Below are 21,216 nucleotides of genomic sequence, written 5' to 3'. Positions count from 1 at the left end.
CAGTTGAATGACCGCTTGCTTAATTTCTTCTGGATAGAATCGCTTGGTTGATCCCTTTTTTGAACCCATACAGAAAAACACCTCCAATTTGTCGTGGATAACTACATACGACGATGGCGGTGTTTTTTCCTTGTCTCATTTTATTGGGTCACTCTAATGTCCGCAGATGGGATTTTTTTGCGCTTAGCAAACGGCTCAACGCTCGCCCACGGAACGCGTCAAGCCCGAGCGCAATGGACAACTATCAACTAACTCTCTAATAGCATGAAAAAGCGTCCTGCAGGCAGGACGCTTTTTACTTGCTTACACAGTTGCTTTTTCTTTTTTGATTTGCTTGCTTCGCAATTGGCCGCAAGCTGCATCGATATCTGCGCCTTGTTCAACACGGACGCCGCAGTTGATGCCTTTCTTTTTCAAAGCATCGAAGAAAGCGCTGATCGCTTCCGGTGTGCTTTGCTGGTACTGGTCATGCTCGCTGACAGAGTTGTACGGAATCAAGTTAACGTAAGACAAATGGCGTTTGTTTTCAAGCAGCTTCGCCAGCTGATTCGCTTCTTCAACATGGTCATTGACATCACGCAATAAAATATATTCGAACGTGATGCGGCGGTTTGATTTTTCCAGATAATAATCGATGGCTGCCATCAATTTCTCAATCGGATAAGCTTTGTTGATCTTCATGATGCGTGAACGCAATTCATTGTTCGGCGCATGGATGGAAATCGCCAAATTGACTTGCAAGCCTTCGTCCGCGTAATCGTAGATTTTCGGCACAATTCCGCTTGTCGATACCGTGATGTGGCGAGCTCCGATAGCGAGCCCTTTTTGCGAGTTGACGACATTCAGGAAGCCCATTAGATTTGTGTAGTTGTCAAACGGTTCGCCGATCCCCATAACAACGATATGGCTGACCCGTTCGTCTTTTTTCTGTGCATCAAAGTGAGACTGCACTTGCATGATCTGCTCGACAATTTCACCAGCGGTCAAGTCGCGGCTCTTTTTCAATAGCCCGCTTGCGCAGAAACTGCAGCCGATGTTGCAGCCGACTTGCGTTGTTACACAAACCGAGTTGCCGTATTTGAATCGCATCAAAACGGTTTCGATCAAGTTGCCGTCCTGCAGACGGAAAAGGAATTTGATGGTTCCATCTGAAGATTCCTGTTTGACCGCTTCCTCAAGTGTACGAATCGCGAAGTTTTCCTCCAGCAGATGAACAACCTCTTTGCTCAAGTTGTTCATCTGGGAGAATTCAGTGACGCGCTTAATATATAACCAGTCCCAAACTTGTTCGGCACGGTATTTCTTTTGTCCATTTTCCAAAAACCAATCTTTTAGTTGATCTAACGTCAATCCATAGATGGAATTTTTCATTGTTTAATACCCTCTTTTCGAATTTCACAATTGCTTATTATAATACTAAAAATAGCCTTTGACAACAACTATTTTTGTTTATACAGAAAACTCTGTTTTCATGTTGGATTAGAACGCCGGATTCTGGGTAATGTTCTATACATAAGGAGGCGGTGAAATGAGTGTCATAACTCATGTAGGACTTGCAGTTCCCAACTTGGAACGGGCCATCGACTGGTACAGTAAAGTATTCGGCTTTTATGTGCTTGCCGGGCCTTTTGAATTTAATGAAGAAAATGAAAAACAACGCAATATGACACAAGACTTATTAGGTAACGAAGTGAAAAAAATGCGCAATGTACATTTGATGTCAATGGGCGGCGTCGGAATCGAATTATTTGAATTTCAGCAGCCCAGTTTTGAAGAAGAGCCACTTCCTGCTCACTCCGGTTTTTTCCACATCTGCCTCATTGTTGATGACTTAGTGGAAACAATTGAGCGAATTGTACAGCATGGCGGCAAACAAACCAGCAAAATCTGGAATCTTTCTGAAGGCAAGCCGCATTATTTGGTTTACACAAAAGATCCTTTCGGCCATACAATTGAACTGTATTCGCGCAGTACTTCGGAAATGTACGGCAGCAAATAATAAACCCAGCCAAACCCTTCACGGGGACTGGCTGGGTTTTAAATTTTTAAATAAACTGTTCTTTTTGTTGAAGCATTGTCCCTGCTTGTGCAAGGTTCGTGTGCCAAGAAAATGCTTTTTCCAGCACATGCGGCGTCTGTCCACCGCGTGTCAACGCTTCTTTATAGTACGCACGCATCTGTTCCCGGTACATCGGATGCATACAATTATCGATGATCAACTCTACCCGTTCGCGCGGCGCTAGCCCGCGCAAGTCGGCATAGCCCTGTTCCGTCACGACAATATCCACATCGTGTTCCGTGTGATCCACGTGGGAAACAAACGGTACAATGCTGGAAATTTTTCCGTCCTTGGCGATTGATTTAGTGACGAATATCGCAAGGCGCGCGTTGCGGGCAAAATCCCCGGAGCCGCCGATGCCGTTCATCATTTTTGTTCCCGATACATGAGTGGAATTGACGTTGCCGTAAATATCAAATTCCAGCGCTGTGTTGATTGAAATCAGGCCGAGGCGTCGGATAATCTCCGGATGGTTGGAAATTTCCTGAGGCCGCAGGACAATTTTATCGCGGTACTTCTTAAAATCGGCGTATACCTGCTCCATTTTTTCCTGAGACAATGTAATAGAAGAACTTGATGCAAATTTCACTTTCCCCGCATCAATCAAATCAAATACGGCATCCTGCAGCACTTCTGAATACATCTCCAAATCGGTGAACTCCGAGTCGATCAACCCTTCCAACACGGCATTTGCAACCGAACCGATGCCGGATTGCAGCGGCGCCAGTTTTTCAGTGAGCCGTCCCGCTTGAACTTCAGAACGCAAGAACTCCAAAAGATGGCTGGCAATAATCTCTGTCTCAGTATCTGGCGGAACAATCGGCGATGGCGAGTCTTCTTGCTGGGTAAATACGATTCCTCTGATTTTTTCCAAATCCACTGGAATGCCGATCGTGCCGATCCGGTCACTGGCTTTGGTCAAAGGAATCGGCGACCGCTCGCCTTGCTTTCCAGTATCGTATATATCATGAATACCTTCAAATAGCCTTGGTTGGTCTAAATTGATTTCCACTATAACGTTTTTTGCATGTTGCACAAAAAGGGCTGAGTTCCCAACAGAAGTTGTCGGGATGATCATGCCATCTTCTGTAATCGAAAGCGCCTCAATGATTGCAAAGTCTATCGGTTCAATGACATTCGCTTTGATCCACTCTGCTGTATGGGACAAGTGATGGTCAACAAACAGCATGTCGCCTTCGTTGATTTTTTTCCGCATGGCAGAATCTGCCTGGAACGGCAAGCGCTTGTTGACGATGCCCGCTTCCGCAAATAATTTATCAATATCCGAGCCGAGCGAGGCCCCGGTAAACACATTCACTTTGAAGCTTTCCGATTCTGCCCGCTGCACCAAAGCATAAGGAATCGCCTTGGCATCACCCGCACGGGTAAACCCGCTCAGTCCGAGCGTCATGCCGTCTTGAATCCATGAAGCTGCTGTTTCCGCTTTCACAATACGGTCTTGCAATTGAATGGCTTGAATCCGATGAATGTTGTTTTCCATCACTGTCACCTTTCGAGTTTAAATTGTGTTTTCCGCTTATCTCTATTATAAATCCTGCGCATCATTTCTCTAAAAACCCTGCTCCAAAACTTCCAATATTCCATTCTTACGCGTCACAGTTTTGACATTCCCTGTTCCCTTTTTTTCAAACCGCGATTCAATTAGTTGTAAGTTGTATTTCACTATAATTCCTTGTCAAAGAGACATTGAAAGCTCTTACAAAAAAACACTAAGAAAAATTTCTTAAAAAGTGTTTTCAGCAAAACATTTTTATAAACCATTTTTTTAATAAAAATCGGATTTTTTTATTGACTTGTCCCTCTTAGCGGAATACTATATGAAAGTTGTCAAAACGAAAAACGCGATTGCGCAATAATTTATATATGAATTGAGGACCACTTTTAATGACTATTGAACAGCGAAAAAAAATTACCATATTAATGATTACTATGTTTATTGCTATAACAAGTTTCGGGATTACCGGACCCGTAATTCCGGCTTATCTGGAATCGATCGGCCAAGGCGGAATGGCATCCGGAATGATTATCGCCATCTTTGCCGGCGCTCAGCTTTTGTTTGCTCCACTCGGCGGGAAATGGACCGATTTGTACGGCCGCCGCAAAATGATTATCATTGGACTGGCAATGATCGCTTTTTCAGGCTTCATGTTCTATGCAACTGACCTTTTATGGGTTTTATATACTGCACGTGTTATCGGCGGCATCGGTGATGCTTTTCTTATTCCCGCTGTCTTCGCTTATACAGCAGACGTGACATCGCTTGAAAAGCGGGCAAAAGGGACCGGGCTGGTTACGGCTTCCGTATCCATGGGCCTTGTTGCCGGACCGATTATCATGCTGTTTATGTCTGATTTCAGCGTCAAGGCGCCTTTCCTTGTTTCCGGCTTTATCACTCTTGCCTCAGTCCTATTTGCACTTGCCTTCTTAAAAGAAAGCGATCCGCTGCGCACTGGCCAAGAGAACGTTAGAAACCTTAAAGACGAAGAGTCCATGTCCCAAAAAATAGCCCGCTCCACTAAAATGCCTTATTTTATTCCACTCATCATCACATTTGTCATGAGTTTTGGTTTGGTGGCATTTGAATCTGTTTTTGGTTTAGTTCTCAATGATGAGTTTAATGCCAGCGTACAAGATATCGCCCTTATTTGCATCGCGATACAAGGAGTCAGCGTCCTTACGCAATTGTTTGCTGTCGACCGGCTGATTCGCCGCTTTGGCGAAGTTCCTGTATTGATTACGTTTCTTATTGTTGCTTCCGCCGGGTTCTTGTTGGCTTTGGTTGCGGGAAGCTATGTCATGTTCTTTGTTGTGACATTGATTATTTTCATGGCGATGTCGATTCTTCGCCCGGTGCTGAATATCCTGATTTCAAAGCTGGCCAAAGGCGAAGTCGGTTTTGCCATGGGAATGAGCACATCTTATATGGGAATCGGCAATGTCATCGGCCCAATTTCGGCCGGTATGCTGTACGATACTCAAATGGTTTATCCGTTTATTCTTGGCTTGTCGATGTTGATGGTTACAATCGGAATCACAGTCGCTTGGTACCGTTCAAACGGCCGAAAAACGATTGCTACTGCTGAAACTCATGCTCTAGAAGCTGAATCCCTCGTTTAGGATTCGGCTTTTTCTTTTTTTTGCTTAAGCAAAGAAAGGATGCTCAAAAGTTAAGTTTGCTGCATTGACAAACCACTGAAGGAACCCTATCCTAAAAAGGTTGGATTCATAATTTTAGTGTCCCGAAAAAATAATACAGATAGAAATGAGGCTGCTTTTTCATGTCTGCAGACCAAAGAAAAAAAATAGTCATCTTAATGATCAATATGTTTATCGCTATTGCAAGCTTCGGAATCATCATTCCGATTCTTCCTTCGTACTTGGCTTCCATCAATCAAGGCGGCATGGCTGCCGGTTTGATGATTGCAATTTTTGCAGCCGCGCAATTCCTGTTTTCTCCGATTGCAGGCAAATGGGCCGACCAATACGGCCGCCGCAAAATGATCATTTACGGCCTTGCCGGTTTGACCGCTTCTATGTTCGTCTTTTACGCATCCGATTCCATTTGGATTTTGTACCTTTCCCGCGTCATCGGCGGAATTGGTGCGGCAATGCTCGTTCCGGCGATTTTCGCCTATATTGCGGACATCACCACGCATGACCAGCGCGCAAAAGGCAATAGCCTTGTTTCGGCGTCCATGTCGCTTGGCATTGTGGTCGGACCCGGCATCGGCGGTTTTCTTGCCGATTACGATATGAAGCTGCCATTTTTGGTTTCGGCGTTCGTCTCGCTTGTAGCAGTTCTTTTTTCGGTTGCCTTATTGAAAGAAAACGACGCACCAGCTTCAGAACAAACAGAAGCGATGCTTCTTGCTGAACAAGAGTCGATGTTCCGGAAAATCGGACGCTCCGTCAGCATGCCTTATTTTATTCCGCTTGTCATCACGCTCGTCATGAGCTTTGGCCTGCTCGCTTATGAGTCGGTTGTCGGTTTGTATTTGGATAACCAATTTCAATCGACCGCAAAAGACATTGCATTTATGATTACGGCAACAGGCATTGTCAGTGTTATTGTCCAGTTGTTTGTTGTGGACCGCATTGTCCGCCGCTATGGGGAGACTGCGGTCTTGATCACATTCCTGATTGTGGCGGCTGCCGGCTTCCTATTGTCCCTGATTTCCGGAAACTATGCTATGTTCTTCGCTGTGTCATTGATCATCTTCATGGCGTCTTCCATTTTGCGCCCTGTCCTCAACACCATGATTTCAAAAATGGCTGAAGGCGAAGTTGGTTTTGCAATGGGCATGAACAATGCATACATGAGCATCGGCAATGTTATGGGGCCGCTGCTTGCGGGCATGTTGTATGACATCAACATTGTTTATCCATTTATCCTGGGCTTATTATTGTTGATGATTACAACGGCTATCACCGTCATCTGGCAACGTTCACGCTCCGTTAAACCGTCTGCCGCAATTTTCTAGCAAAAAGCTGGTCCCTATTTAAGGGATCAGCTTTTTCATTTTTCTGCTGGCGTGTGCCCAGCTTTACGTAATGCGCCTACACGATGTATAATAATTATATAACTTTACGACTAAACTATAGAAATGTAGGTAATGCTATGTACAATATCAAAGCAGCCGCCAAAATATTAGATATGCCAAAAGTGACCATCCGTTCATGGGAAACACGCTATGAGGCGATTACTCCTGCGCGCACGGAATCAGGGCATCGCCTTTATTCGGACCAGAACTTAGAAGATTTAAAATGGCTGAAAATCCAAGTGCAGGAAAAAGGCATGAAGATTAGCCAAGCCGTTCAGCAGCTTCATCTTTCCCGGAAAAAGTTTCATACGAAACCGGCCGTTGCAGAAGAGCGCACCGACCAGCCTTATGATAAACAAATACAGGAATTATATGCAGCAGCAGCTGAAATGGATACAGAGCGTTTTAACTATCTTCTCGACTTGAACTTTTCGTTGTTCCATTACCGTACTGTTTTTTTCTCTATTATCGTTCCTTTGATGGTTCGCATAGGGGACGAGTGGGAAAACGGCACCATCACTATCGCTCATGAACATTTGATCAGCCATATTGTGCAACAGCGATTCAATCAGTTTTTCCGCGTATTTCCCACATCCGAAGATTTGCCAAAAGTAATAGCCTTGTGCCCAAGCGGCGAGCACCATCAGCTCGGCTTGCTGTTGTTCACCTTGTTCTTGCGTGAAAACGGGTTTTCAGTGGCTTATATTGGACCCGATACCCCACTTGAAGGCCTGGATGAATTGGTGCTTCGGCAAAACTTTAAAATTGTCTGTATGTCGATATCGAGGGAGGACTTCCTGCCCGCTATTGACCATTATGTAAAAAAATTGGCTGAAGTAAATCCGGATATTCATTTTTTGGTTGGAGGACAAGGCGTATCAGAAGATAAAATCGATGGCAACATCGCGCTTCTCGGCCCAAGCTATGAAATTTGGCAAGATTGGCTGCAGCAGCAGCCTTTATAAAAAAGAAAAATCCCGCTAAGTAAAGCTACACTTAGCGGGATTTTTTGTCTTTTAAAGCATTATCTGTATAAATTTTATATAGATAATTTTACCAATAAACAGCGGCAATTTATTCTGAATCCAAGTCCTGGTAAGCAGATTGGTACGGCCCGTTATCGGTTACTTGAGAATGGTAAAGAGCTTTTAGCGCAAAATTCTTCTCCAAATCCATATCCTTCATCAATGTCTTCAATTGCTTTTTCAATTCCGGATTGTTATTGACGAGCCGTTCCATTTTTGTTTTGGTGAATTTCATGTGGATTCCAACTCCTTTCAACTTCTTGTGCTTCCAGTATACCATGCCCATCTTCCAGCCAGCATCGGCCGGAAATATTAAAAGCGCATTTGCTTTCGCAAATGCGCTTTTAAGTCAACCGACTACCTGGAAGATAAAGTTCATCAGGAACAAGGCGGCGATAACATACAATGTGACGGAAACTTCCCGGGTTTTGCCAACCGCGATTTTTAAAATCGGATAAAGGATAAAGCCGATGCCGATGCCGTCTGCGATGCTGTAAGTAAACGGGATCAGCGCAATGATCAACAACGCTGGAAAGCTTTCGCTCATGTCCTGCATGTCAAGATTGCGGATGTTCTGCAGCATAAGCCCACCGATAATGACGAGAATCGGGGCAATGGCACTGTCTGGAATCAGCTTGATCACCGGTATGAAAAACACTGAAACTAAAAACAGCAAGCCCGCTGTAATAGCCGTTAAACCAGTACGTCCTCCAGCCACCATACTTGACGCGCTTTCGACAGATGCCACAGTCGGACTGGTTCCAAAAATGCCGGAAGCCATCGACGACAGCGACGTTGCTTGGAACGCGCGGCCGAACTTTTCAGGGCGGCCGATAAAATTGACTTGCCCGTGGACAAGGCCGATGTTCTCGAACACCAGCACCATCGTCAACGAAAAGACCGCTATCCAGAACGTCATCGACAAAATTCCATCGAACGACAGCGCTCCAAGCACTGAGAACGCTTCAGACGCATTGATTGAGCCGCCTTCCATCTGGCTGAAATCGATCAAGCCGAAAAATGATGCAATCACTGTTCCAGCTACAATAGTGATGAGGAAATTCCCCGGCACATTGCGGACAAACAAAATGATGGCCACGATAAACGTTAAAACGGTCGCAAGCACATGCGCTTCACCGAGCGACCCAAGTGCTAAAATTGAAGCGGTCCCCCGCTCGACAATGCCGCCTTTTTCAAGGCCAATCAGCATAAGGAACAGTCCAAGCCCGACCGTAATCGCTTCTTTCAGCGAATGCGGCACAGCGGCACTTAGCAGTTTAGCGAATCGTGTAAATGCCACAGCGACAAAAATAACGCCCGAAACGAAAACTACACCGAGTGCTTCCTGCCAGGACAAGCCCATCGACTGGACCATTGTGTACGAAAACAGTGCATTGATCCCCATGCCTGGAACAAGTAAGATCGGGGCATTGCCCAAAAATCCCATGACCAGACAGCCGAATACGGACGCTGCAATCGTAGCAACAATTGCACCTTCAAGCGGCATACCCGCTTCCGATAAAATAAGTGAATTGACCACAATGATGTACACCACTGTGAAAAAACCGATCAACCCTGCTGACATTTCGCGCTTCACTGTTGTTTCATTCGTTTGAAGACCAAAAAATTGGTCTAACCACTTAAACATAGCTTCTACCTTCTATTAAATTAGCCCTCTCCCAACCCGCTCTTCCTATATAGAATAGGTGAGCCAATATAGTAGTTTAATGAAAAATGAAAAGGCTGTCAAGGAAACAAGCTTTATAGCAATCAGCATTTACAGAGAAGCATTTTACTTTTTCCGCAAACAAAAAGGCCTCTGCAAGTTCGCAGAGGCCTCTGATCTTATTTCATTAGATAAACATACCGGCAATTGCCGCACTTAAAAGTGATGCAAGCATACCGGCTGCAACAGCCCGAATACCCAGGCGTGCGATATCCGGACGGCGGGTCGGCGCCATTGCGCCAAGCCCGCCAAGCAGGATTGCAAGTGAGCTCAAGTTTGCGAAACCACAAAGGGCAAAGCTGATAACGATAACCGTCTTAGGCGACAAGTTAGCAATTTCAGGTGCAAATGCTGTGTACGCCACAAATTCGTTGAGCACTAATTTTTGCCCGATAAAGCTGCCCGCTTGGACTGCTTCCGCCCACGGCACTCCGATTGCAAAAGCAAGCGGTGAGAAAATGACGCCGAGGATACTTTGAATCGTCAGATTTTCTGCACCGAACCAGCCACCGACCCAGCCAAGCATGCCATTCAATAACGCAATCAACGCGATGAATGCCAAAAGCATGGCACCGACGTTCAAGGCCAATTGCAGGCCGTCTGCCGCACCGCGTGCCGCAGCATCCACCACATTGACAGAGGTTTTATCTTTTTCCATGATAAAATCTTTTTCTTCCACTGTTTCAGTTTCCGGCATCATCATTTTAGCCATGATCAGACCGGCTGGGGCCGCCATGAAACTTGCGGCCAATAAATACTCGAGCGGCACGCCAAGAAGCGCGTAACCCGCTAATGTCGAACCGGCCACGGAGGCCAACCCGCCAGTCATAACAGCGAATAATTCAGATTTCGTCATTCCTGCGATGAACGGACGCACGACAAGCGGCGCTTCCGTCTGGCCGACGAAAATATTCGCCGCAGCTGAAATGGACTCCGCTTTGCTCGTTCCAAGAAGTTTTGCCAATGCGCCGCCCAAAAATTTAATGATAATCTGCATAACACCAAGATAATAAAGAACAGATATTAAAGAAGAGAAGAAGATGATGATCGTCAATACTTGGAACGCAAATACGAAACCGAAGTTTGTTGTATCGGCTGCAGGACCAAATACGAAACTGATCCCTTCCCCCGCGTAGTTGATCACATTTTGCACAACATTAGAAAGCCATAGCAAAGCCCGTCTCCCCAAATCCCATTCCAGCACCATAAAAGCAAACGTAATCTGAATAGCTAAACCGCCAATAATGGTCCGTGGCTTGATGGACTTTTTAGCTCCGGATAATAAAAAGGCAATTCCTAAAACAACGAATATGCCGAGTAACCCCCACAATAAATTCACAGCTTCACCTCATTAGTTTGATTTCCCACTTAGAATATTAAGATAATTCCAAGTCTAGACCTTCAGTCGTCAGACATCTTACCAAAGAAAACAGAAGAAGTAAATGGACAGGTTGTGACAAAAATGACTTTTGCCGCTTAAAAGAAAACGCTTTCTGGACCAAGTACCTTCTTCAAAAAGCAGAGGCATTAATTTTTTTCTTCTTCCGGTACCGGCCGTTTAAGAAAAAAGGCCATTACCACACCGATACCGCTTAAAATACCTGCTACGATAAATGAAATATTCACTCCCCGCACTAGTCCTTCCATGCCGTATTGTTCAGGATTTAATGCCGTACTGGTCATGATGGTGACCAGCAGCGCTGTTCCGATTGATCCCGATACTTGCCGCATCGTATTGCTCATGGCTGTACCATGCGGAATAAGCCGCTCCGGCAACTGATTGAGCCCTGCAGTTGTCACCGGCATCATGACCATCGCCACACCAGCCATCCGCAAAGCATTTACAACTGTCAAGTAAGTGAAGGTTGTAGCCGTAGTCAACACTGAAAATTGGAACGTCGTTACTGTCACAATCGACAAGCCTACAATAGCCAGCCATTTGCCTCCGACTGCATCGAATATCTTGCCGCTGATCGGATTCATCACTCCCATTAAAATGGCACCCGGCAATAACATCAAGCCGGATTCAAGCGCTGTAAAGCCGTGCATATTCTGCATATAAATGGGCAATATAGTCGCGCTGCCGATCATGGAAACAAAGACAATCACACTTAATATGGTCGATAGCGTGAAAATGCCATAAGTGAACACTTTAAATTCAAGAAGCGGCTCTTTTAAACGGAATTGGCGGCGGATGAACAAAGTCAGTGCAATTACGCCAACCACAATGGAACTCAGGACTTCAACACTGCCCCACCCATGATTGCCTGCACTTGAACAGCCATATAAGATTCCCCCAAATCCGAACGTCGATAAAATGATTGAAGGCACATCAAGCGTCGGAAATGTTTGCTTTGTAACATTTCTTAATAAGAAAATCGCTAAAATAAAATCGATTACAGCAATCGGAATGACAATATAAAATAATGCACGCCACGGGTACTCCCCGACAATCCAACCGGATAAAGTCGGTCCGATAGCTGGAGCAAATGCTATCACCAAGCCGAACAGCCCCATTGCCTGGCCACGTTTTTCTACCGGGAAAATCACAAAGAAAATGGTCTGGGTCAGCGGCATCATAATTCCGGCTCCTGATGCTTGAATGATTCTGCCGGCTATTAGCACTGAAAACCCCGGAGCAAACGCACAAATAATTGTTCCGGCAGCAAACAGCCCCATTGCTGTTAGAAACAGCCGCCTTGTTGAAAATTTCCCAATCAAAAAAGCAGTGACTGGAATCATGACTCCATTGACCAGCATAAAGACGGTCGTTAGCCACTGCGCGGTATTGGCATTGATCTTTAAATCTTCCATTATATGCGGCAAAGCCGTGGCGAGGAGTGTCTGATTTAAAATAGCCACAAACACACCGGCCATTAAAACCGCCAAAAATGGCCCTTTTCTAAAATCCTGTCCTGCTAAGGCTTGCTGTCTTTCCATTATAACCATCACCTCGTCAACATAGAGAACCTAAAACCAGCATTCCATTAACTGCCTTCGCTGCCTCATTTCCAATTGTCCTCTAAAAAGTGTGTTTCATTTTATTTCTCATATAATACGCACCGGCAAAGAGTAAAATCGGCGGCAAAATGGCCATCTTAAACCAAATGCCGTCATCTCCCATGAATATCAGCAAGCTGGGCAGCATCATTGCAGCACCGCTCCAGGCAAGCAATTGCCACGATTTCTTCCAAACCCCAACAACCAGCAGCACGACAGATAAAATGACCAGCGACCAAAGTACAATCCCCGCCAAGAAAAGACCCATTTTCTGCGCCTCCCGTGTTCATATTCTTATTCCTGCTATACCCTTTTCCTCTGTGAACTATCATGTTCAAAAGAAAAACCGGACAGGAATTTTCCTGTCCGGTTTCAAATAGTCTTTATAAATTTTTCAAAAACAAGCGGATAACGTCTGCACCGCCAATAATATTGCCAGCCGCAGTCCCAAGGTTAGTTAAAACAACCACCAATAAAACACGTGTGACTTTGTTGTCCCAAAAGCCTTTTATGGTAAAGACGTCTCTTGATAGCGTTTCAAAATCGCCGACGTTCGGGCGACGGACATACGCTTGCGCAAGGCCTGAAAACCAGCCAGCAGCAAGCAGCGGATGCAATGCCCCCACCGGTCCGCCAACAAACGCTGTCAAAATGGCAAACGGATGGCCAAATGCAACAGCCGCACCAATAGCGCCCAATGTCGCGGTCCAAAGAACCCAGCTTATTGTCTGGTCAATGCCTGCAGCCGGATTCAAGTAAAATGTGTAAGCAATGATCGCCACTAACAGAACCGGCAGCGCCCAGCCCAGGATCTTTGGCCATTTGGATTTTGGCGGCCGCTTGTTCAGCGCTTCTAAATCATGGTCGCGGTGGACTTCTTTCGTGATTCCCGGCACGTGTGCCGCCCCAAGCACCGCTACAACTTTCTTGCCCGGCGCTTCTTTGATTTTTTGCGCCAAATATTGGTCGCGTTCATCAATCAATGGCGTTTTCAGCTTGGGAAACGCTTTAGTGAAATCATCAAGCACCGCATTCAATGTATCCTGCGATTTCATCTTTTCCAGATCTTCTTCTGAAATCGTTTCTTTGCTGAAGATGCTGAAAAAAACCGAAGTCAACAGCTGCGCCTTCCCCATCATGCCGATATTGCCCCAAATCCGAGAAAACGTAATTTGGATATTGCGGTCTGCCAGCACAAGGTTGGCGCCAGTTTCTTTTGCCGACTCGATGCCTTGGATCATTTCCTGTCCCGGCTTGATGCCGAACTGGTCGGCCAGACGGTTCTGGAACGACGAAATCGCCAAGTTCATCAGCAGGAAGCTCGCTTTTTTCTCTTTGATCACTTTAAAGATATCCGTTTCTTTCCATTTGCTGTTTTCCGTAACGGACTGATAGCGCTGTGCATCAAGTTCGATGCAGACCGAATCCGGCCGCTCCGCTTCAATAACTTGTTTGACCTGCTCTGCACTTTGTTTGGAAACGTGCGCGGTTCCGATCAAAATCAGTTCTTTTTCGCCTAATTGTATACGCGTGATATTTTCTTCCGCCATAGTGAACTTCCTTTGTAGAAATGTATTTCTTCCCACGCCACGCGCGAAAAGACTGTCTATTCTTATAATGAATCACAATGGCCGAAATATCAATGCTCCATCCTCAGTTTCCATATTTCAATCGAATATTCCGTCACAAATCCTTCGCATTGAACGTATCGCCTTCTTTTAGGTTTCCGGCTTCAAAGCCGCGGTAAAACCATTTCTTGCGCTGCTCGCTCGTTCCATGGGTAAAACTTTCCGGCACTACATAGCCGCGCGCTCGCTGCTGGATCGTATCATCGCCGACCGCGCTTGCTGCTGTCAGCGCCTCTTCCAGGTCACCCGCTTCAAGCAGCCCCATGTCTTCCGCGTGGTGTGCCCAGACGCCGGACAAATAATCCGCCTGCAGTTCAAGCCGGACTTGCAGCTTATTGTATTCCTCTTCGCTGAGCTGGTTGCGGAGCGGCTGGACCTGTTCCATTACGCCAAGCAAGTTTTGTACATGGTGGCCGACTTCATGGGCAATGACATATGCCATCGCGAAGTCTCCCGGTGCCTGGAACTGCTGCTGCAGCTCGTCATAAAAGCTTAAATCGATGTAAAGCTTCTGGTCGCCGGGGCAATAGAATGGCCCCACAGAAGCCCCCGCAGTCCCGCAAGCGGACTCGACACTCCCCGAGAACAGGACTAAGGTGGGCTCGACATATTCCATGCCTTCCTCGGCAAAAACTTCCGACCAAATTTGTTCTGTATCTGCCAAGACCACAGACACAAACTCTGCCCGCTCCTGGTCTTCCGCTGTTTCCACATAAGGCTGGCCAGAACCGGTCCCGGCACCGCCCAGTTCATTCAAGACCGCTGTCGGGTCGCCGCCCATAAATGCTACGATCAAAACAATGACGAGACCTCCAAGCCCGCCGCCGACGAGCTTTCCGCCGCCACCCATTCCGCGTCTGTCCTCTACATTCCTGCTCGCCCTTCTGCCTTGCCACTTCATAAAATCTCCCCGCTTTCATCATTTCACGCTGTATTTGCTTATACCCACATCTTTCGGGTTTCTAATCCGCTTTATGAAAGGCGATAAACCAAAAAGCGTTCCCTTGAGTCATGATGCGCTCCAGGCAAAACGATTTCTTCTTTCAATTCAAATGAAGTTCGGTGCTCAAGAAAATCGACATAATCATCCGATGGAAAGAACAGCAGCAATTCCAATTCACGCTCTGCCTTTTCCACAGAGCGCAGAATATTGGCAATAACAGACATGAAAATCTGAACGGAAAACGGATTAAAAAAATAAAAGCGGTTATCCCGTGGATCAATTTCATATTCTTGAGCCGGACAGCAATAAAATCGAATTTTGCCACTGGCGTTTTTTCTTTTGCTGACATAACGCGCCTGATTTTCCAGCGCTTCACTATAAAAGACTGGATTCAGTTCGACACCGGTTGTTTCACAGCCAAATACATGATGGACATAGAAATTCAGTCTCCCTTTGCCGCAGCCAAAGTCGACAAGCCGGTCGCCGGGGTGAAGTTTATATTGGCTGAAGAGCTGATCAAGCAGAGCATAAGGAGTCGGCTCATAGCGGTGAAAATGAGGAGAATCATTGAATCCGCTCTGGTTGCCTTCTGTTTTCACGTTCAATCGTTTGTCGCAATCTTTTTCCTTCATCGCTTTCCACCTCACATTTCGGCAAAACAATACCCGAATTCCCTTGCATTTAAAAGAGATTTTTGTTAAAGTCTAGCTAATTCAATATTTCCTGCTTCATTCATTTGAAGTGAGGATAGAGGTGCAAAAACCATCAGTACACAAACCGAGGAGTATGAGGTCCGGTGACGTTTGTGGAAAGGGGGATTTGCCGAAGCGGCAAGAAGCTCATGTTCTTACCCGCTGGTTCTGCATTGAACAAATGCCGGACTGTCATATAGGAAACTATATGGAGGGCTATCTGACGCACAGAAACGATCGGTAAACATTGTTTCTACTGCACCAACGAGACCCTCGTTGGTGCTTTTTTGTTTATCTGCAGCTGCCCAACACCTCAGGAATAGATATAAAAAAATGATAAGGGTGTGAGCTTATGAATTTTGGCCAAGTAGTAACAGCGATGGTAACTCCTTTTGACGCAAACGGAGAAATTGATTTTCAAGCAACAAAAACATTAATAGAGTATTTGATCGCCAATGGATCGGATGGATTGGTCGTTGCAGGCACAACTGGAGAATCGCCAACTTTATCGACAGAAGAAAAAGTGGAATTGTTCAAGTTTGTTGTGGCAACCGTTAACGGACGAATTCCGGTTATTGCTGGAACCGGTTCCAACAACACGCGCGCATCGATTTCCCTAACCAAGCAAGCTGAAGAGGCCGGTGTTGACGGCATTATGCTCGTAGCCCCTTACTACAACAAACCTTCCCAAGAAGGCATGTTCCAGCATTTCCAGGCGATTGCAGCAGCCACTTCACTGCCAATCATGCTTTACAACATTCCAGGGCGCAGCGTCGTCAACATGTCTGTTGAGCTGATCGTCCGCCTGTCAGCCATCGACAACATCGTTTCGGTGAAAGAAGCAAGCGGCGATTTGGAAGCTATGGCTGCAATCATCGAAGGGACACCGGAGACATTTTTCCTTTACAGTGGCGATGACAGCTTAACACTGCCAGTGCTCGCAATTGGCGGACAAGGCATTGTCTCTGTCGCTTCACACGTAATCGGAAACGAAATGCAAGAGATGATTTCAAGCTTCAAACAAGGAAATACAGCACGTGCCGCGGCTGCTCACCGCCAGTTATTGCCGCTAATGAAGGGGTTGTTCGCTGCACCGAACCCGACACCGGTGAAAACTGCATTAAACTTAACCGGCGTTCCAGTCGGCGGCGTCCGGTTGCCGATGATTCCATTGACAGCTGAACAAACCGATGCACTGAGAAAAGTTTTGCCTGCGGGTAAATTAGATGTTGCCACAAAATAATCTCCTTAAATAGCGAAAGCCACTGAAGTTTTTCTTCAGTGGCTTTTTTCTATTTGGCAAAATCCAGCTTTTGAACGGCTTGTTTTAAACTTCCGCCTATTTCAAGGCTGTTGATGTCCACACCGAGCTGTGTCAAGGTCAAGGCGATTTCCGGGCGAATGCCCGTTAAAATTGCACGTACACCAACAAGCTTCAACGATTGGACGATTTGGATGATTTGCTGGGCCACTACCGTATCGACTTTGACGACACCAGACAAATCAACGATCAGTGTGGTGATTTGAAGCCGGCTCGCCGCCATCAAAGTTTTCTCAAGCATATAGCGTGCTCTGTCCAAATCAAGATCGCCGATAATTGGCAAAACTGCGATGTAGTCGTTTAACGGCACAACAGGTGCTGACAACTCCAGAAATTCTTTCCGGGCCGCAGCCATATTCTTTTGATAAGCTTTGATATACGCCGCGCTATAAGAGTTAACGGCGTGATCGAGAAATGAGTGAAAGACTTCCAGCCCTTCAAAAACGTTCTCAATGGACATTTTTTGGTATAACGCTTCTGTCTTAATCACTTTTCCTATGTGCTTCCGGTAGATAGAAGTCTCCATTAAAGCACTTTCCAAAGACATTCCTTGCTCTAAAAAATATCTGCCTGTCGCTTCTCCCCATTTTGAAATCTGCTCAAATGCTTCTTGCTCCAAATAGTTCTGCATTGAGTTGCCCAGCAATTCAACAAAGTTTGCTCTTGTCTCGGTTACAACCTCAATGAATCCTTCGTTTTGCTTCAACTCTTTTTCACTAACGTCTCTAACCGTCTCTTCATGAATAAGCTGGGCAATGAGATACTTGTCCTTTGCCACCCGTTCTCCCAACAATACAATTTCTCTCTCCATTTGGTCCTCCTGCATAATTCTTCATTTTAATCTTCTCTTATTATAACGGGCATCAAGAATTTTAAAATCATTTTAGTCCATTTCTTTTACAGGCATATCCCACTGGGCTGTTACCCGGTTGCGCCCGGAATTTTTGGAATGGTATAAGGCTTCATCCGCCTTCAAGAACAAGCTTGCTGGGTCATCGCCGTTTTCATATGCAGCAACACCGATGCTAACCGTAATGTTCACATGTTTCCATGCCCCATTCTCAACATTAGCGCGAATTCGCTCTGCCATCTCCATGGTATTGTCTGTATCCATGCCCGGAAGGATGACAACAAATTCTTCTCCCCCCATGCGGGCGACAATGTCCTGATCCCGTGTTTCGGTTTGAAGCTTCAAAGCCAATTCCTGCAACACCGAATCGCCAGTAGGATGTCCGTATGTATCGTTCACATGTTTGAAATGGTCGATATCCACTACCAGCAACGACAGCGGCTTGCCGGTTTCCGAAGCTTCCCTTACCAATTGCAGCAATTGCTCATCCAAATAACGCCGATTCTTTAAGCCAGTAAGTGAATCTGTTACTGTCATCCCCTGAAGTTGCACATTCAATTTCTCCAGTTCCAGCTTTTTGCCTTCCACTTCCTTCATGAGTCCTTGAAGCTTCGCATATGCTTCTATTGTTTCCCGATGAATTTTTTCAGCCTGGCGCTTGGCTAACAACAGTTCGTTCTCGTATTCCTGACGAGTGGTCATCGGCAATAGCACACACTCGTAACGGCCGTTCCGTTCCACTGTATTCATCAGCACTGGTATACGTCCGTTTGCACTTTTCAAGGTGAGAAACATTTCATCCACTTTGCCATATGTTTTGATTGACGGGGTAAAGTACGTTTGAAAATATGCGCGTGAAGCAACGGTCAACAATTCGTGCATATGGCTTGGAGCTTCTGTCCCACCAATTATTTGTTTCAGCGTCTCGTTTATTTCGATGATGCAGTTGGATGGGTCAATCACCAAATAGCCGCAAGGCGCTAAATTCAACTGCTCTTCCATCCAGATTCCCTCCTATTTTTTCGCTAAATATTCTTTTATACGGCACACCGTTTCTCGTGAATCGCTAATATGCGGGTTATGGCCCATTGCGTCCATTACCATAAATTCACTGCCCACAATTTTACTATGTACGTATTGCCCAACTTCCGGCGAAGCGATGGCATCGAATTTCGGCTGCAATATCAAAGTCGGTACAGCCAATTTTTCCAGTTCAGCACGGACATCAGATTTGAATGTAACTTCTGCGAACTGGCGCGCAATAACCGGATCATTTGAACAGAGTAATTGCTCAAGCTCTTCTGCCAACTCTGGCCGTTCAGGGTTTTGCATGCTGACCGGTGCTAAGTATTTCGCCCATTCTTTGTAATTCACTTCCATCATTTCCAGCAATTCTTCAACATCCTCTTTATCAAAACCTCCAGTGTAGCCAGGTTCATTCAAGTAATGCGGTGACGGTCCTACCATAATCAGCTTATCCATTAGCTGAGGCTGCTCTATAGAAGCAAGCGCTCCAATCATGCTGCTGACTGAATGCCCGACAAAGATAATATTTTCCAAATCGAGCGCAGCGCATACTTCCAGCAAGTCTTGTTTATAACCATGCAACGAGTTGTAGCGTTCTGTTGAATATTGGGATTTATCGCTTTTTCCTGATCCAACGTAATCGAACAGCACTACTCGATATTCACTTTCAAAAGCTGAAGCCACTTCTTGCCAAACCAGCTGGTCACAGCCAAAGCCATGGCCAAATACCATGGTTTTGGCCCCTTGTCCTTTTATCTGCACATTATTGCGTTTTAAAATTTCTGTGTTCATTTCTCTGTTCCCCCATTTGCATCTACTTTAACGAATTTCCTAACTTCTTCTATAATATCATTATTTTTGAAAACAAAAAGGATATGGTACAAATCTCATAAGTAGTCCAACCTTTTCAGCTATAGGAATTATTTTCAGGAGACGGTTCTTGCCCACTCCATATATTTTTTGTTTAACTTAGGCACGTATAACGCCAGAAAGAATGAGCGGCCAAAGCTGAATACGAGAAAAGCCAGCCATAAGCCGTGGTTGCCTAAAAGCGGTACGAGGGAATACAGCGCCAGCAAAAAGACGAGCAAAGCAAAAATCATCGAATTTCGAATAGGCGCGGTTTCTGTTGCGCCCGTAAATAAGCCGTACAGCACAAGGCCAAAGCTTGCAGCAATCGGAAAGAGAATCAGCCACTGATCATATGCTCCCGCTAAAGCAATTACAGCTGGAATGTTGGTGAAGATTGAAATGATACGTTCGCTGAATATAAAGTAAACAGCGGCAATGAGCACCGACGAAATAACAGCCCATTGGGAAGACAATGATAGCGTTTTAGTGTAGAGCTCCCTATCATTTGCCCCTTTCGCTTTTCCAGCGAAAATGCTGGATGCATTGGAAAATCCATCATATACATACGCCATCAAATAATGGATTTGAAAAAGCACCGCGTTTGCCGCCAGCATTTCGGTGCCGAACGAAGCACTCTTCATCGTAAACAAGTTAAATACCGTTAACAAACACAACGTACGGATAAAGAGATCTTGGTTTACACTCATCATTTTTTTGAACGAGCCGGAATCGATAATTTCTTTTAAAGGCGGCAAGTTCGTTCGGATGGAAGGTTCCTTCCATAAAATAAATACCCCAAGAGCAAAAGCAAAAAATTCGGCAATAAGCGTCGCTGTCGCCACCCCTGATATCCCCCATGAGAATACGTTGACAAACAGCAGTGCCAAAATGATATTCAGCACATTCATCAAGATTTGAATCGTTACTGAGATTTTGATGCGCCCCATTCCCATGAGCCAGCCTAAAATGACGTAGTTTAATAGAGTGAACGGGACGCCCCAAATGCGGATGCCGAAATATTCGGACGCGAATCTGCTGACATCTGCCGCTGGATTGATCAAAGCCAACGCCGCTTGTTCAATCGGCTTTTGCAGCAACAAAAACCCGAGGCTCACGAGCAAAGCAATAAAAAATGGACGCGCCAATGCCAGCACACTTTGTCTTTCATCATTTGCGCCGCTTGCCTGCGCCGCAAAACCGGAAGTGCTGACGCGCAAAAAGCCGAACAGCCAGTACATCGTATTAAAAATGACAGTTCCGACTGCTACGCCGCCAATATAAGCGGGATTTGGAAGCTGCCCGACAACTGCCGTATCGACAGCCCCAAGCAGCGGTGTGGTAATGGTTGAGATGGCAAGTGGAATTGCTAGAGCTAAGTACGCCCGATGGTTCATTAGATCGCTCCTGACTACATCAATTGGGTAAGCAATGGTTTCGTGAAATGTAACTTGATTATAACAAGGTTCTGCATACTCTACAGCATTATCCCCCGGGGCGGCAATCTTTTTCTGCCGCCGTATTATTTAATCTTT

At 45.7% G+C, this 21,216-nt stretch carries 19 protein-coding genes and 1 riboswitch; of the genes, 5 read left to right on the top strand and 14 right to left on the bottom strand.

The annotated features are described in order from the left end of the window. Positions 1–303: 303 nt before the first annotated feature. The gene (gene rlmN, locus FQV28_RS15175) at positions 304–1,371 is read right to left on the bottom strand and encodes a dual-specificity RNA methyltransferase RlmN (RefSeq protein WP_146497343.1); all 1,068 of its coding nucleotides are present in this window, start codon (positions 1,369–1,371) and stop codon (positions 304–306) included. A 157-nt stretch (positions 1,372–1,528) separates the two neighbouring features. Here rlmN and FQV28_RS15170 point away from each other — a divergent pair, with 157 nt between their 5' ends. Continuing rightward, positions 1,529–1,999: a VOC family protein gene (locus FQV28_RS15170; RefSeq protein ID WP_146497342.1), complete on the top strand. Its 471-nt coding sequence runs from the start codon at positions 1,529–1,531 to the stop codon at positions 1,997–1,999. Positions 2,000–2,045: 46 nt separating this feature from the next. On the opposite strand, the gene FQV28_RS15165 is transcribed toward FQV28_RS15170, so the two are convergent. Continuing rightward, positions 2,046–3,560: a succinyl-CoA:acetate CoA-transferase ScpC gene (locus FQV28_RS15165; protein ID WP_146497341.1), complete on the bottom strand. Its 1,515-nt coding sequence runs from the start codon at positions 3,558–3,560 to the stop codon at positions 2,046–2,048. A 404-nt stretch (positions 3,561–3,964) separates the two neighbouring features. Here FQV28_RS15165 and FQV28_RS15160 point away from each other — a divergent pair, with 404 nt between their 5' ends. The 3 genes from FQV28_RS15160 (at position 3,965) to FQV28_RS15150 (ending at position 7,586) form a co-directional block, all read left to right on the top strand. Then, complete coding sequence (locus tag FQV28_RS15160) at positions 3,965–5,197, top strand: MFS transporter (protein WP_146497340.1); 1,233 nt, start codon at positions 3,965–3,967, stop codon at positions 5,195–5,197. A gap of 161 nt (positions 5,198–5,358) precedes the next feature. Next, the gene (locus FQV28_RS15155; protein WP_146497339.1) at positions 5,359–6,561 is read left to right on the top strand and encodes an MFS transporter; all 1,203 of its coding nucleotides are present in this window, start codon (positions 5,359–5,361) and stop codon (positions 6,559–6,561) included. 137 nt (positions 6,562–6,698) lie between these two features. After that, positions 6,699–7,586, top strand: a complete 888-nt coding sequence (locus tag FQV28_RS15150; RefSeq protein WP_146497338.1) for a MerR family transcriptional regulator — start codon at positions 6,699–6,701, stop codon at positions 7,584–7,586. Positions 7,587–7,695: 109 nt separating this feature from the next. On the opposite strand, the gene FQV28_RS15145 is transcribed toward FQV28_RS15150, so the two are convergent. The 8 genes from FQV28_RS15145 to FQV28_RS15110 all read right to left on the bottom strand — a co-directional run bounded on the left by FQV28_RS15145 (position 7,696) and on the right by FQV28_RS15110 (position 15,575). Beyond that, the gene (locus FQV28_RS15145) at positions 7,696–7,881 is read right to left on the bottom strand and encodes a hypothetical protein (protein WP_146497337.1); all 186 of its coding nucleotides are present in this window, start codon (positions 7,879–7,881) and stop codon (positions 7,696–7,698) included. A gap of 114 nt (positions 7,882–7,995) precedes the next feature. After that, positions 7,996–9,294, bottom strand: a complete 1,299-nt coding sequence (locus tag FQV28_RS15140) for an NCS2 family permease (protein WP_146497336.1) — start codon at positions 9,292–9,294, stop codon at positions 7,996–7,998. Between the two features lie 205 nt (positions 9,295–9,499). After that, positions 9,500–10,711: a NupC/NupG family nucleoside CNT transporter gene (locus tag FQV28_RS15135; RefSeq protein ID WP_146497335.1), complete on the bottom strand. Its 1,212-nt coding sequence runs from the start codon at positions 10,709–10,711 to the stop codon at positions 9,500–9,502. 188 nt (positions 10,712–10,899) lie between these two features. Then, positions 10,900–12,312, bottom strand: a complete 1,413-nt coding sequence (locus FQV28_RS15130) for a DHA2 family efflux MFS transporter permease subunit (protein ID WP_255472970.1) — start codon at positions 12,310–12,312, stop codon at positions 10,900–10,902. Between the two features lie 82 nt (positions 12,313–12,394). Continuing rightward, a complete protein-coding gene (locus FQV28_RS15125; protein WP_146497333.1) occupies positions 12,395–12,640 on the bottom strand; it encodes a hypothetical protein in 246 nt (81 codons plus the stop codon). A gap of 115 nt (positions 12,641–12,755) precedes the next feature. Then, complete coding sequence (locus tag FQV28_RS15120; protein WP_146497332.1) at positions 12,756–13,922, bottom strand: TraB/GumN family protein; 1,167 nt, start codon at positions 13,920–13,922, stop codon at positions 12,756–12,758. A gap of 133 nt (positions 13,923–14,055) precedes the next feature. Next, the gene (gene ypfJ / locus FQV28_RS15115) at positions 14,056–14,901 is read right to left on the bottom strand and encodes a KPN_02809 family neutral zinc metallopeptidase (RefSeq protein ID WP_146497331.1); all 846 of its coding nucleotides are present in this window, start codon (positions 14,899–14,901) and stop codon (positions 14,056–14,058) included. A gap of 71 nt (positions 14,902–14,972) precedes the next feature. Further along, entirely contained in the window at positions 14,973–15,575 is a 603-nt protein-coding gene (locus FQV28_RS15110; protein WP_146497330.1) for an SAM-dependent methyltransferase, read from the bottom strand. Between the two features lie 108 nt (positions 15,576–15,683). Then, positions 15,684–15,862: riboswitch (Lysine riboswitch) on the top strand. 125 nt (positions 15,863–15,987) lie between these two features. Between FQV28_RS15110 and dapA the strand changes: the two genes are divergently transcribed. After that, positions 15,988–16,878, top strand: a complete 891-nt coding sequence (dapA, locus tag FQV28_RS15105; protein ID WP_146497329.1) for a 4-hydroxy-tetrahydrodipicolinate synthase — start codon at positions 15,988–15,990, stop codon at positions 16,876–16,878. A gap of 49 nt (positions 16,879–16,927) precedes the next feature. Here the strand turns inward: dapA and FQV28_RS15100 are convergent, their stop codons facing one another. From FQV28_RS15100 to FQV28_RS15085, 4 genes are all read right to left on the bottom strand, one after another. Next, the gene (locus FQV28_RS15100; RefSeq protein ID WP_186763905.1) at positions 16,928–17,767 is read right to left on the bottom strand and encodes an STAS domain-containing protein; all 840 of its coding nucleotides are present in this window, start codon (positions 17,765–17,767) and stop codon (positions 16,928–16,930) included. 72 nt (positions 17,768–17,839) lie between these two features. Beyond that, positions 17,840–18,808 (bottom strand): sensor domain-containing diguanylate cyclase, encoded by a 969-nt coding sequence (locus FQV28_RS15095; protein WP_146497327.1) that lies wholly within the window; start codon positions 18,806–18,808, stop codon positions 17,840–17,842. A gap of 12 nt (positions 18,809–18,820) precedes the next feature. After that, positions 18,821–19,624 carry an alpha/beta fold hydrolase gene (locus FQV28_RS15090; RefSeq protein ID WP_146497326.1) on the bottom strand — a complete coding sequence of 268 codons (804 nt, stop codon included), beginning with the start codon at positions 19,622–19,624 and terminating at the stop codon, positions 18,821–18,823. A gap of 134 nt (positions 19,625–19,758) precedes the next feature. Next, positions 19,759–21,078, bottom strand: a complete 1,320-nt coding sequence (locus tag FQV28_RS15085) for an MATE family efflux transporter (protein ID WP_146497325.1) — start codon at positions 21,076–21,078, stop codon at positions 19,759–19,761. Positions 21,079–21,216: the final 138 nt, after the last annotated feature.

Origin of the sequence: Planomicrobium sp. CPCC 101079, assembly GCF_007859275.1 — a bacterium.
Lineage (GTDB): Bacteria > Bacillota > Bacilli > Bacillales_A > Planococcaceae > Planococcus.
This window is presented reverse-complemented; position numbering and strand designations above follow the sequence as displayed.